14 protein-coding genes and 2 pseudogenes are annotated in these 12,450 nt (G+C 32.8%); 4 read left to right on the top strand and 12 right to left on the bottom strand.

Going from position 1 to position 12,450, the window contains the following annotated elements; translation table 11 throughout:
* Positions 1-63: 63 nt before the first annotated feature.
* The 11 genes and pseudogenes from NE054_RS04935 to leuD all read right to left on the bottom strand — a co-directional run.
* A pseudogene (locus NE054_RS04935) lies at positions 64-492 on the bottom strand (ATP-binding cassette domain-containing protein); the annotation flags it as partial.
* Positions 480-2,081, bottom strand: a complete 1,602-nt coding sequence (recN, locus tag NE054_RS04930) for a DNA repair protein RecN (RefSeq protein ID WP_297889292.1) — start codon at positions 2,079-2,081, stop codon at positions 480-482. The gene recN and the pseudogene NE054_RS04935, both read right to left, overlap by 13 nt.
* 78 nt (positions 2,082-2,159) lie before the next feature.
* A complete protein-coding gene (locus tag NE054_RS04925; protein WP_297889290.1) occupies positions 2,160-2,465 on the bottom strand; it encodes a nucleotidyltransferase domain-containing protein in 306 nt (101 codons plus the stop codon).
* On the bottom strand, positions 2,458-3,039 hold the full coding sequence (locus NE054_RS04920; protein ID WP_297889288.1) for a CDP-alcohol phosphatidyltransferase family protein: 582 nt from the start codon (positions 3,037-3,039) through the stop codon (positions 2,458-2,460). Before NE054_RS04920 ends, NE054_RS04925 begins: the two co-directional genes overlap by 8 nt.
* Entirely contained in the window at positions 3,023-3,649 is a 627-nt protein-coding gene (locus NE054_RS04915) for a phosphoribosylanthranilate isomerase (RefSeq protein WP_297889285.1), read from the bottom strand. Before NE054_RS04915 ends, NE054_RS04920 begins: the two co-directional genes overlap by 17 nt.
* On the bottom strand, positions 3,646-4,608 hold the full coding sequence (locus NE054_RS04910) for a transketolase family protein (RefSeq protein WP_297889283.1): 963 nt from the start codon (positions 4,606-4,608) through the stop codon (positions 3,646-3,648). The genes NE054_RS04915 and NE054_RS04910 overlap by 4 nt, the downstream gene beginning before the upstream one ends.
* 4 nt (positions 4,609-4,612) lie before the next feature.
* A complete protein-coding gene (locus NE054_RS04905) occupies positions 4,613-5,473 on the bottom strand; it encodes a transketolase (RefSeq protein WP_297889280.1) in 861 nt (286 codons plus the stop codon).
* A 13-nt stretch (positions 5,474-5,486) separates the two neighbouring features.
* Complete coding sequence (locus tag NE054_RS04900; protein ID WP_297889278.1) at positions 5,487-6,107, bottom strand: hypothetical protein; 621 nt, start codon at positions 6,105-6,107, stop codon at positions 5,487-5,489.
* A 9-nt stretch (positions 6,108-6,116) separates the two neighbouring features.
* Complete coding sequence (locus NE054_RS04895; protein WP_297889276.1) at positions 6,117-7,790, bottom strand: tetratricopeptide repeat protein; 1,674 nt, start codon at positions 7,788-7,790, stop codon at positions 6,117-6,119.
* On the bottom strand, positions 7,783-8,658 hold the full coding sequence (locus NE054_RS04890; protein ID WP_297889274.1) for a universal stress protein: 876 nt from the start codon (positions 8,656-8,658) through the stop codon (positions 7,783-7,785). Before NE054_RS04890 ends, NE054_RS04895 begins: the two co-directional genes overlap by 8 nt.
* On the bottom strand, positions 8,648-9,145 hold the full coding sequence (leuD, locus tag NE054_RS04885) for a 3-isopropylmalate dehydratase small subunit (protein WP_297889271.1): 498 nt from the start codon (positions 9,143-9,145) through the stop codon (positions 8,648-8,650). The genes NE054_RS04890 and leuD overlap by 11 nt, the downstream gene beginning before the upstream one ends.
* 57 nt (positions 9,146-9,202) lie before the next feature.
* Between leuD and trpS the strand changes: the two genes are divergently transcribed.
* Genes trpS through thiL form a run of 4 tightly spaced genes read left to right on the top strand, consistent with a single transcriptional unit; the run spans position 9,203 to position 12,176 of the window.
* The gene (gene trpS, locus NE054_RS04880) at positions 9,203-10,378 is read left to right on the top strand and encodes a tryptophan--tRNA ligase (protein WP_297889267.1); all 1,176 of its coding nucleotides are present in this window, start codon (positions 9,203-9,205) and stop codon (positions 10,376-10,378) included.
* 22 nt (positions 10,379-10,400) lie between these two features.
* Complete coding sequence (locus tag NE054_RS04875; RefSeq protein ID WP_297889264.1) at positions 10,401-10,733, top strand: hypothetical protein; 333 nt, start codon at positions 10,401-10,403, stop codon at positions 10,731-10,733.
* 2 nt (positions 10,734-10,735) lie between these two features.
* On the top strand, positions 10,736-11,161 hold the full coding sequence (locus tag NE054_RS04870) for a hypothetical protein (RefSeq protein ID WP_297889262.1): 426 nt from the start codon (positions 10,736-10,738) through the stop codon (positions 11,159-11,161).
* The gene (gene thiL / locus NE054_RS04865) at positions 11,151-12,176 is read left to right on the top strand and encodes a thiamine-phosphate kinase (protein WP_297889260.1); all 1,026 of its coding nucleotides are present in this window, start codon (positions 11,151-11,153) and stop codon (positions 12,174-12,176) included. The genes NE054_RS04870 and thiL overlap by 11 nt, the downstream gene beginning before the upstream one ends.
* On the opposite strand, the pseudogene NE054_RS04860 reads toward thiL, so the two are convergent.
* Positions 12,070-12,351, bottom strand: a pseudogene (locus NE054_RS04860) (adenosylhomocysteinase); the annotation flags it as partial. The gene thiL and the pseudogene NE054_RS04860 overlap by 107 nt on opposite strands.
* Positions 12,352-12,450 lie beyond the last annotated feature (99 nt).

Below are 12,450 nucleotides of genomic sequence, written 5' to 3'. Positions count from 1 at the left end.
GGTGTATGTAAAGGTCTTGGAGTTATACATAAAATAGATGAAAATTTACTTATAGATGAAAACAGGAAGTTTCATTATGTTTTCTGATATCTCTTGGGCAGACTGAGATGATATTTCTGTACCACATTCAGGACAGTAAGCTTTTCCTACCCTTGCAAACAGTAATCTTAAGTAGTCGTAAATCTCTGTAATCGTTCCAACTGTTGAGCGTGGATTTTTTGAAGTGGTTTTTTGGTCTATAGCTATGGCAGGAGAAAGTCCTTCTATACTGTCTACATCCGGTTTTTCCATTATACCTAAGAACTGTCTTGCGTACGCAGATAAACTTTCTACGTATCTTCTTTGTCCTTCTGCGTAAATGGTGTCAAAGGCAAGTGATGATTTTCCTGAGCCTGATGGTCCTGTTATCACTATTAGTTTGTTTTTTGGTAATTCTAAATCTATATTTTTTAAGTTGTGTTGTCTTGCTCCATGAATAACTATTTTGTCCATCCTTCTCCCTGTTTTAAAAGTTCTTTTGCAAGGTTTATGGATTTTTCGTTAACTATACCACTTAACATTCTTGCTATCTCTTTGACTCTTTCCTCTGAGTTTAGCTGTTTTACAAGTGCAACGGTTTTTCCATCTTCTTCCTTTTTGTCTATGAAAAAATGTTTATCACCGATAACGGCAATCTGTGGTAGATGAGTTATGAGTATCACTTGAAAGTCTTTTGAAAGTTGTTTTAACTTTTTTGCCATAGATACTGCCGTCATTCCACCTATTCCTGTATCTATCTCATCAAAAATCAGGGTGTTAACAGATTTTTTTGATATCAACTTTAAAACCAAGGAAATCCTTGATATCTCTCCTCCTGATGCAATCTCATCAAGTGGTTTTGGCTCAAACCCTTTGTTTGCTGAAAATAAAAACTGAACCTTATCTATACCGTATCTGTCAAGTTGTTTTTCTTCAATCAAAACTTTAAAATCTGCAGACTTAAAGGCAAGGTCCTTTAGATGCTCTACTACTAACGTTTCAAACTCCTTCGTTTTACTTTTTCTTATATCGGATATCTCTTTTGCCATTTTTATAGTCTGCTTTTCTAAATCTTTTAAATGTTTTTCCAACTGGGGAGCTTTATCTTCAAGATGCAATAAACTATTTAACTCTTCTTCCATCTGATTTAGTAGTTTTATCAATCCTTTTTCATCCGTCGTGTACTTTCTTTCTAAGTTATTTATCGTGTTTAGTCTTTCTTCTATCATAGATAATCTGTTTTGGTCTATGTCCAACTCAAAATCTTCTAAAGAGTAGTAAACTTCTTCTATGATACTTTTCGCATTTTCAAGGCTGTCTAATAAAGTTGATAGTTTTTCGTTAATTGTTGATATTTTTGAAAAACTTTTTACTGCCAAAGATACATTTTGAAGAATACCACAGTTATCTTCTGAGATTAAGGATTTTACAAATTCTATACTTTCTTTGATTGATTGAATGTTTAAGTAGTAGTTGTACTCTTCTTCAAGTTTTTGTTTTTCTCCTTCTTTTATGTTTGCATTTTTCAGTTCGTTTATCTGAAAGTTTAGAAAATCTATCTTTCTAAGTCTATCGGATTGTTTTTGGATTATCTCTTGATACTCTTTTTTAAGTTTTTGATATTCGTTGTAAATTTTTTGGTATTCTATGAGTTTATCCTCTATTTTTAGATATTTATCGTAGATTTCTCTGTGGTATTCTTTGTCAAAAAGTCTTTGACTGTAATGTTGTCCATGGATTTCTATTAGGTCTTTTGAGATTTCTTCTAAAAGAGATTTTCCGGATTTTCTGCCATTTATGTAGTAAATACTTTTTCCATTTTTTATCTGTCTTGCTAATGTTAAAATACCGTCTTCTGAATACTGGTTTTCCACTTCAAAGGTGAGTTCCACAAAGTCTTCTTCTTGATAGTTTCCTTTTTCTCCTAAAACAAAAGTTATCGCGTCTATGATTAGAGATTTTCCTACACCTGTTTCTCCGGTAAAAACGTTCATATGGGGAGAAAAATCTATCTCTATATCTTTTATATAAAGAAATTTTTTTATGTTAATGGACGATAACATTCTTCTCCTTTAAGTAGTTCTCAACTTTATTAATTACACCATGTAGTTTTGCTGTTTCTAAATTCTCTTGTAGTATTTTCAAATCAACACTCCTGTTTCTTTTGCAACTTTGAAGATTGGTTTTTCTTTTTTGTTAGGAGCTTTTACAACTAAATCCACTTTTCTTTCTACTCCTTTTATCTCAATCGTAGATAGAAATGATATTTCATCTTTTATAGATACATTTTTTTCCGTTTCTATGAAAATGTCAATATCTCCACCTTTCCTATCTGGATTGGCTCTGCTTCCAAAAAGGTAAACTTTTACGTCCTTACCGAAAATCTCTTGGGCTGTCTGTTTTATTATGTTCAACTCTTCATCAGATAGTCTAATGTTTTTACTCATTTTTCGTTTGTTTGTAAAAGTAGTGTATTCTTTGAAATGTGGTTATGTTTGAAAAGATTGCTATCAAAGTAATTCCGTAAATCACAAATCCGGATAGTAACGATAGGATAAGAATTATTGACCTTTCTGGTCTTTCCATTATTCCAACTTTACAATCTACACTCAGTCCTTCTGCTCTTGCTCTTGTATAACTTGTCATAAACGAGCCTATTATTGCCAAAGAAGTGATTGAGAAGATAAAAGTATCTTCTCTATAAAGGTATAAAATAGCAAACATTGGGACAATGTCAGAGTATCTGTCTATAACTGAATCTAAAAAAGCACCAAATTTTGTTTGTTGGTTGTACTTTCTTGCCAAATAACCATCCAATGCATCACATATGTTTCCAACAAGGATAAAAATACCTGAAGTGAATAAGTATCCATAGATTAGAAAGAAACTACCAACGATAATAAAAACAAGTCCTAAAATCGTCAAAACGTTTGGAGATACGTTAATCCGGTATAAAAAGTCTACAATGGGTGTTGCTTTTTCTTCCCATATAGGTTTTATGTTTTTAATTATCTGACTCATAGCTTCTTACTATTTTTATAAATTCTTTAACTTTGTTTGTATCTTTTAATCCGGGTTTTATTTCAAGTTTTGATGATGCATCTACACCGTAAGGTTTAACAAAATCAAGGAGTTTTTTTATATTGTCCGGACCAAGTCCTCCGGATACGATAACTTTACTGTAAAGATTAACAATCTTTTTAACCAACTCTAAATTTATACTTTCTCCTGTTCCACCGTATAAACCTTCTTTATAAGTGTCAACCAGTATAAGATAACCATCTTCCATGTATTTTTCCATATCTTTTATCTGAGATTCTTGTTTTACTCTAAATACTTTTATAACTTTATTTTTATCAAACTTTTTTATAAAGTTGTAATCTTCATCTCCATGAAACTGAACATAGTCAACGGTATTTAATATCTCATAAACTGTATCTTCTTCTGGATTTACTACCACACCAACCAATTTACAGTTTTTGTTTAACGATTTTTTTAGGGTTTTTAAGGTATCAATATTAACATATCTTGGACTTTTTGGATAGAATATGGCACCGATAAAATCGGCACCGATACTACAAATCTCCCCTGCTTGCTGTGGTAAGGTAATTCCACATATCTTTATTATCATCTTGATTTTTTATACAATGCTTGTTTTATCTTTTGTTTTAATCCTTCTACAGAAAGACCAAGTTCTTCCATTACTTCCCAAGCTGGTCCGGATATTCCAAATCTATCTTCAACTCCATGTCTTACTAAAACCGTTGGAAGTTCTTCTGCTAAAACTTCCGCAACCGCACTACCAAGACCACCTATTATAGAGTGTTCTTCTGATGTAACAACCGCTTTGGTTTTTTTTGCAGTTTGGATTATTAAATCTCTGTCTATTGGTTTTATGGAAGCCATGTTTATAACTTCTACATCTATACCTTCACTTTCAAGCTCGTAAGCTGCTTGTAATGCCATGGATACCATTACACCACAGGCTATTACAGAAACATCGTTCCCTTCTTTTAATACAAATCCTTTTCCTACTTCAAATTCGTAATCTTGTGGCATCACTACCGGAAACTTTTCTCTTCCCATTCTTACATAAAAAGGTTCCTTTATCCAATGTATTTTTTTCAAAACTTTTTCCATTTCAACACTGTCTGCAGGGACTATTACATTCATATTAGGTAGGCTTCTCATAAGGGATATATCTTCATTCATTTGATGGGATGCACCATCTTGTCCTACCGATACTCCTCCATGGGATGCAACCAACTTTACATTTAATTTGTTGTAGGCTATCTGTTGTCTTATTATTTCCCAAGGTCTTCCTGCTAAAAATATTGCAAATGAAGATGCATAAACAGTTCTTCCTGTGTATGCCAATCCGGCTGCTATTCCTATTAGATTTTGCTCCGCTATTCCTACATTAAAAAATCTATCTGGATAAGCTTCGTGAAATTTATGGGTTCTTGTAGATTCTGATAAATCTGCATCCAATACGACCATTTCCGGGTCTAATTTTCCAAGTTCTACTAAAACTTCTCCGTATGTATCTCTTAATGCTTTTTTAGGTAAGGAGTTGATATCTATAACCATCAAATTAAACACCTCCGGATGTAAGTTCTAATATAGCTTCTTCGTACTGTTGTTTGTTAGGGGCAACACCGTGCCATTTAAAGTTGTTTTCCATAAAGGATACACCTTTACCTTTTATTGTGTGAGCTACTATAACGGTTGGTTTTCCTTTTGTATTTTGGGCTTCTTCAAAGGCATTTATGATTTGTTCGTAGTTGTGTCCATCTATTTCTACTGTATGCCAACCGTATGCTTTGTACTTATCTACCAAAGGATGTATGTTAACAATCTGTCTTACATCACCATCTATCTGTAGGTTGTTGTTATCTACTATTGCACAGAGATTGTCCAATTTGTGATGGCCGGCAAACATCGTAGCTTCCCATGTCATACCTTCTTGTATCTCTCCATCTCCAAGCATCACGTACACTCTGTAATCTTTTTTCGCCAACTTTCCGGATAACGCTTGACCTATTGCTACGGACAGACCTTGACCTAAGGAACCTGTTGATGCTTCCGCTCCGGGCACACCATGTTTGTTTCCTTGCCATGCTGGATGACCTTGTAATCTACTGTATCCATCTGGTGCGTATCCTTTCGTTTTTCTGTATGTGTTTAATTCTTCATGGGGTATGTATCCGGCTTTTGCTAAAACGGAGTACAAAGCCGGTGAAGCATGACCTTTTGAAAGGATAAATCTGTCTCTATCTTCCCACCAAGGATTTTGTGGGTCGTATCTTAAAAATCCTCCAAAGTATAAAACAGTCAATATATCAATCGCTGATAAGGAGCCTCCCGGATGTCCAGATTGGGCATTGTAAACCATAGTTATAATATCTACTCTTAACTGTCTGGCTATTTCTTTGAGTTGCTGGATATCTCTCAAAACTTCTAACCTCCTAATTTTTCTCAAAATTTAAGTTTGATAGATTTATCTTAACCAAAACTTTTCCACCGTTTATGATGTTTATCTCATTGTTTAATCCGTATTCTACCGTGTAATCTTTGTATATTATCTTCCTCAGATTGTTTTCTTCGTAAACAAGAGTGTAATCTGGTCTTATAACTTTAAGTTGATTTGAATCACATTCAATTTTTTCGTTGTTTTGAAGGTTGAATTTTTTAGAGATGAGACTTTTTATTAAATTTAGATCTGTTAAGGGAGTTACCTGTGGCATATACATTGAAACCAAAGACAGTATTTCATTGCTATCACAGGATTTAAAACCTGCTGCTTTTACACATAAAGTTCCGTTTTCTCTTTCTACGTTTAAGAGAGATTTACCAAAAGGTGATGATAATACTATCTTTTCATAATCTTTAAACTCTCCTTTTATCAAAACTGGCATTCCGGATACCATTGCTGCTGCTGAAAAACTAAATTTATCACCTATAGTGTTATCTTTTTGTTTTATCTCTCTGAACTTATTTTCACAGTATAAAGGTTGAAATGTGGTAGGAGAACATGAGTACATTAAAGATATGAATGTGATTATAAATAGTATTCCTGCCTTTTTCATAGATTTCACCTACTTTAATTTTTTTAGTATTCTCTCTTTTTGTCCCGGCTCTCCTTCCCCTTTTTCTTCAATAAGTTTTAAAGCTTTTTTGTAGTATTTTAAAGCTTCTTCTTTTTGTCCAAGTTTTACCAAAACATCTGCATAATGTTCGTTTATAACTGGGTCATCGGAAACATCTTTAAGAACTTTTTCCAGTATATCTTTTGCTTTTTTGTAATCTCCTTTTTTGTAATATCCCCATGCAAGGCTGTCTAAGTAAGCCGGATTGTTTGGAGATAACTGTAAAGCTTTTTGAACCAATTCTATTCCTTTGTCTGCGTTTATATCTCTATCTATATAGGTGTATCCAAGGTAGTTAAGGGCATCTGGAAAGTTAGGACGCAGTTCTAAAGCTTTAAGCAGGGATTTTTCAGCTTCTGCCCAATTTTTTAGTTTGTCTAAGTAAATTGCTTTTAAAAAGTGTATTGTGGCATCATCTGGCTTTATTTTCTCCGCTTCTTGAACTAACTCTAAGGCTCTTTTTGTATTACCTTTTTTATCTTCTATATCTGCCATAGAAAGTAGGATACGGTAGTTGTTCGTATCTTGAATATACAACTTGTTGTATACATCTAAAGCTTTGTCATACTCTTTGAGATTTACATAAACTTGAACCAACCTGTCTATCAACTCTTCGTTATCCGGCTGTTGCTGGTACAGTTCTTCGTAAATCTTTTTTGCGTTTTGGTAATCATTTACAGATTCGTAAGCCATTCCTAACATAAACTTTAAAAATGGGTTTGAAGGATTTTCTTCAACGGATTTTTTAAGGTCTTGAAGTACTTCCTGAGATTTTCCATATTTTATGTACAGAAGAAATTTTTTTAGTAATGCATCGTTATCTTTGGGATTTAAGGTGATGATTTTATCGATGGTTTTGGCTGCGTTTTCAAAATCGTCTTTATCTACGTAAACTTGGAAAAGTCTGTTTAATGCATCTAAGTCTTGGGGATTATCTTTTAGAACTGATTGATAAAGTTTTATAGCATCATCGTACTTTTTTTGTTGTTTGTATATTTCTCCTAAAATCTGCCATGCCGGTTTGTAATCTTTGTTTAATTGTAAAACTTTTTTTAAGTATTCTTGTGCTTTATCAAGGTTGTTTTCAAGTAAGTAAATCCTTGCAATTTTAAAGTAAACGGAAGGGTCATCTTTTTTTATCGTTGATAACTTTTCTAAAAGTTGTCTTGCTTTGTCAAGTTGTTTGTTTTCTATGTAGTAATCCACCAAGTGGGATACGATTTTTTCATTGTTTGGAAACTTTTTGTAAGCTTCTTCTAACGTTGATAAAGCTTTGTCCGGCTGTTTTATCACTGAATAGAAAAATGCTGTAAAAAGGTATGTATCTGGGTCGTTTTTAAATTTTTCATTATACTTTTTAAGAATTTCGTAAGCTTCATCTTTCTTTCCAAGAGAGTAAGCTAAAAATATCGTCTCTCTGTAAACTGTAGGTGTATCTGGCATAAGGTTTAAAGCTTTTTTACAAAATTCGTAGGCTGTTTTTACATCGTTGTTATCTTTTGCTATTTTACATACGCCGTAGTAAAAGAGTGGGTTTTCTCCGGATGTTATCTTTATGGGGGTTGCCTGTGATACGGTTGCAAAAATCGTTAAAGAGATTGCTGTTTTTAAAATTTTATTCATGATTTCCTCTATATATCAGGACTGATACTGGTGATTCTTTTAGTATTTGGTAAGATGTTGAACCTATGAAAACTCTTTTCTCATCTGGTAGCTGTCTTTTTCCAACGACTATTAAGTCTGCATTTTCTTTTGTAGCTATGTTAACAATTACACTTGCTGGATTTCCTTCTTTCATGTGAACTTCTAAATTTGTGTAAAGGTTTTTTAGATGCTGGAGTTTCTCAGCTTTATGTTTTCTAACTTTCTCTACAATTGACTTTATATGGGTATAACCATGGTCGTTATCTGCGTGAACCACTATAATCTTACTGTTGAAAGTTTTTGCTATGGATAGTGCAAATTCCAACGCTTTTTGAGATGATGGAAGAAAATCGTAAGATACAACTATTTTATCTATTTTATCAAATCCTTTTTTATCAAATCCTTTTCCTTTTATAACCAAAACCGGATATTTTGATTTTGACGAAATTCTCAAAGATACACTACCAACAGCTTTTAACTCCACATCAGACTTTTTATGGGAAGGAATTATTATTAAATCCGGATTAATCCTTTCTGAAAAATCTAAGATGTTTTCTACCGTATCACCTTCTAAAACTTCGTATTGAACGTCTAACCCTTCACTTTTAAGTTGTTCTGTGTATTGACTTAACAGTTGGTTGGCTTTTTCTTTAAGTTTGTCGTGTAAAGATAGTATAGCCTTTTTTTCTTCTTCAGGAAATTCTTCTATAAAAGGGATTTTAGGGTTCTCTACAACCGTTATCAGCCAAACTTTGGAACCAAAAGGTTTTGCCAACAATCCGGTTGTTTCAACGGCTTTTTTACCAACTTCTGTTAAGTCTACAGGTAGAAGGATTTTACGAAGCATTTTTTATCCTTTCTTTTGCATACTCCATAAGTCCACCGGCTTTTAATATTGCTTGTAAATTTTCCGGAAGAGGTTTTATTTTGTACTCTTTGCCTTTTGTGATGTTTCTGATGATACCTTGGTTTATATCTATTTCAAGTTCATCGCCTTCCTCTGCTTCTTTTGCTGCTTCAGGAGATTCTATTATCAAAAGCCCAAGGTTAATAGCGTTTCTGAAGAAAATCCTTGCAAAAGATTCAGCTACAACAGCAGATATTCCGGCTCCTTTTATAGCCAAAGGTGCATGTTCTCTTGAAGAACCACAACCAAAGTTTTTGCCTGCGACAAGTATATCTCCTTCTTTGACTTTTGAAGGGAATGTAGGGTCTGCATCCTCCATAACGTGTTTTGCAAGTTCTTTTGGGTCTGTTGTTACAAGGTACCTTGCAGGTATTATTTGGTCTGTATCTACGTCATCTTTAAATTTCCAAACTCTTCCTCTAATCAATTTTAAAACCTCCTAATTTATCGTAAAATTATTATAACAAAAATTTGGAGGTCTTTTATGGTCATAGTTAGTGGAATGCGTCCAACAGGCAAACTACACCTTGGACACTACTTTGGAGTTATAAAAAATTGGCTAAATTTGCAAAATACAGATGAGTGTTTTTTCTTTGTTGCAGATTGGCATGCTCTTACAAACAAATATAAAGACACGAAAGATTTAAAAGATAATATATACGACCTTGTTATAGATTGGATTTCGTCCGGGATAGACCCGTCAAAAAGTACCATATTTGTCCAATCGGCAGTAAAGGAACATGCAGAACTTACACTTTTACTTGGTATGATTACTCCGAAAAGTTGGCTTGAGCTTAATCCATCTTACAAAGATTTGAAATTTAATCTTTTTTTCCAGTATGTAAGAGATTTTTTACTTGGGAAAAATATAAAAGTTGATGAAGATAAACTAAGACAGATAGTTTACGATACTTTTTATCACAAAAAAGATATTGATTTTGAATATCTTGAAAAAAGTTTGATGGATTTTTCCGCTTCAGACAACATCTCCAAAGAGATAGTTTTTAACCTAAAAGAAGGGGATATAGGGAAAGATATTGACACTTTTGGATTTTTTGGTTATCCGGTTTTGATGGCAGCGGATATACTTATATACAAAGCTCAAGCTGTTCCGGTAGGAGAAGACCAACTTCCACATATAGAGATAACAAGAGAGATAGGAAGGAGATTCAACCATCTATACAAACCAGTGTTTATTGAGCCAAAAGCCTTACTAACAGAATCTCCAAAACTTCTTGGAACAGATGGAAGAAAAATGTCTAAATCGTATGGAAATACAATTGCTTTGAGTGATAGTGAGGAAGAGGTAAATAAAAAGGTTTTATCAATGAAAACAGATACCCAGAGAATAAAAAAATCAATTCCAGGAAGACCGGAAGTTTGTAATGTTTACACGTACCATACTTACTTTACCGACAAAAACACAGTAGAAGAAATTTATCAAAAATGTACAACAGCACAAATAGGATGTATAGAGTGTAAAAAAATATTAGCAGAAAACCTAAACAGATTTCTAACACCTATAAGAGAAAAAAGGAGAGAGTTAGAAAAAGATAAAGAATATTTAGACAAAATTATCATTCAAGGAAACGAAAAAGCAAGAGAAGTAGCAAAAAAAACTATGAAAGAAGTAAAAGAAGCCATGGGATTAATGTTTTAAAAACAAATTTGGAGGATTTTTTATGAAAAAAAAGACATTTTGGATATCTTTTGATTTAGGTTTAAATGGAGATTATGAAGGACTATACAGATGGCTTGATTCTCACAATGCTTTAGAATGTGGAGATTGTGTTGCAGTGATTAAAGATTTTGAGTATGAAGATGAGTTTTTAGAGTATTTACATAAATCTTTAAGGGAAAGTGTAAAATTTAGAGAAGGTAAAGACAGAATTTATGTAATTTTTAAAGAAGATAAAACAAATAAAACTAAAGGAAAATTTTTAATAGGTTCCAGAAAGACAAGCCCTCCATGGAAAGGATACGCTTTAGAAGTTGCAAATTTTGATGAAGATTAGGCATGAAAAAAGTTATAATCTTAGATACCTGGTTTTTTGAAGAATATTACGACAAGGATTTTAATCCCATTGATAAAATAAATGCCGATAGATTTGTTCTTTTTGTTCCTATCTACACTTTATGTGAATTTTTGAAATCAGATAAAAAGTTACTAAAAAAGAGAGCTACATATATTAAAAAATTTTTCAAAATTAATAAAAATATTGTTGAAGTTGTAAATGAAAAAAATTTAGATGATGAAGATTTGTTAAACAGTATTGAATTTTTGATTGAAAAACCGGATTACAGTTTTACAGATATTAAAATTATTGAGATTATAGATAGTTTACGAAACAAAGGCTTTGAAATTTATATTCTAACTGGAGATAAAAAACTGAAATATTTTTTAATAAAAAAAGGGGTTAAAGATTTTTTCTATGAATATTAATCAACTTGGTGAATTTAGGCTTATTGATAGGTTAAACCGGATACTACCTATTGATGACAAAGATGTTATCGTTGGATACGGAGATGACTGTGCATGTGTGAAGGTAGATGATACTTTACTGCTTTTTACGATTGATATTCAGGTTGAAGGTTCTCACTTTTTAAAAGAAAAAATTAATCCAAAAGATTTAGGTTGGAAACTTTCAACTTCAAACGTTAGTGATATTGTATCATGTGGTGGAAATCCAAGATGGGCATTACTCTCCTTAGGACTACCTAAGGATTTAGAGTATGGCTTTATAGAAGGAGTTTATCAAGGAATAAGAGAAGCCCAAGATTATTATGGATTTTTTACTATAGGTGGGAATGTATCGGCTTGTAATCAGGTTATGATAGATATGGCTATGGTAGGACAAACAGATAGATTTGTAGGTAGGTTTGGGGCAAAACCCGGTGATTATCTTTACATATCATCTTACTTAGGACTGTCAAAATCCGGATTAGAGCTTATTTTAATGGATAAAAAAGAGTATGAGGATTTTGAAAAAAGACTCATAAATAAACATTATAGACCTATTGCAAGAGTAGACCTTGTAGAAACTGTAAAACAGGCAAACAGTTGTATAGATATAAGTGACGGTCTTGTTGCCGACCTTTGGCATATAGTAGAAAAAAGTAATGTGAAAATAGTTATAGAAAAAGAAAAATTACCAATTCATCCGGATTTAGAACTTTACTGTAAAAAGTACAATAAAAACCTTTACGATTACATACTTTACAGTGGAGAAGAGTATCAGCTTGCTTTAACATCAGCCAAAGAACTTGGTCTGATAAAAGTAGGTTATGTAGAAGAAGGAAACGGTGTTTATTTAAAAGAAAAAAGTGATTTGAAACTTTTAGAAAAGACCGGATTTCAAAATACTTTACCAACGCAGCAGCAACATCATCTTGAGTTGACAAAGGATTTGACGCTGTTAGATAAACGTTTGCTCCACCTTCTTTTAGTGTTATCATAAGGTTTGCTGTTTCTGTTGTAACATGGAGACATGCAGCTATGGTTAAACCTTGTAAGGGTTTTTCTTTTTTAAATCTCTCTCTAATTTGCCTTAAAACAGGCATATCTTTTTCTGCCCATTGAATCCTAAGAAGCCCTTTTTCCGCAAGGTTGATGTCTTTAATGTGGTAATCCATTTGCATTTCCTTTTTAATAATATTGTTTAAGAAATTATAACACAAGTAAAGTTAAAAATGTTGAAATCCGGTCTTTTCTAAAAGTTTCAAATCACTTTT

The sequence above is a fragment of the Sulfurihydrogenibium sp. genome (assembly GCF_027448985.1).
Lineage (GTDB): Bacteria > Aquificota > Aquificia > Aquificales > Hydrogenothermaceae > Sulfurihydrogenibium.
The sequence above is the reverse complement of the archived record's forward strand: the minus strand, read 5'-3'. Positions and strand labels throughout refer to the sequence as shown.

Coding starts and splice junctions, on each gene's coding strand:
- NE054_RS04870 (WP_297889262.1), top strand. CDS start 10,736: ATGAAAAAAGTTATAATCTTAGATACCTGGTTTTTTGAAGAATATTAC.
- NE054_RS04895 (WP_297889276.1), bottom strand. CDS start 7,790: ATGAATAAAATTTTAAAAACAGCAATCTCTTTAACGATTTTTGCAACC.
- NE054_RS04910 (WP_297889283.1), bottom strand. CDS start 4,608: ATGGTTATAGATATCAACTCCTTACCTAAAAAAGCATTAAGAGATACA.
- recN (WP_297889292.1), bottom strand. CDS start 2,081: ATGTTATCGTCCATTAACATAAAAAAATTTCTTTATATAAAAGATATA.
- thiL (WP_297889260.1), top strand. CDS start 11,151: ATGAATATTAATCAACTTGGTGAATTTAGGCTTATTGATAGGTTAAAC.
- trpS (WP_297889267.1), top strand. CDS start 9,203: ATGGTCATAGTTAGTGGAATGCGTCCAACAGGCAAACTACACCTTGGA.
- NE054_RS04900 (WP_297889278.1), bottom strand. CDS start 6,107: ATGAAAAAGGCAGGAATACTATTTATAATCACATTCATATCTTTAATG.
- NE054_RS04890 (WP_297889274.1), bottom strand. CDS start 8,658: ATGCTTCGTAAAATCCTTCTACCTGTAGACTTAACAGAAGTTGGTAAA.
- NE054_RS04875 (WP_297889264.1), top strand. CDS start 10,401: ATGAAAAAAAAGACATTTTGGATATCTTTTGATTTAGGTTTAAATGGA.
- NE054_RS04925 (WP_297889290.1), bottom strand. CDS start 2,465: ATGAGTAAAAACATTAGACTATCTGATGAAGAGTTGAACATAATAAAA.
- NE054_RS04915 (WP_297889285.1), bottom strand. CDS start 3,649: ATGATAATAAAGATATGTGGAATTACCTTACCACAGCAAGCAGGGGAG.
- NE054_RS04920 (WP_297889288.1), bottom strand. CDS start 3,039: ATGAGTCAGATAATTAAAAACATAAAACCTATATGGGAAGAAAAAGCA.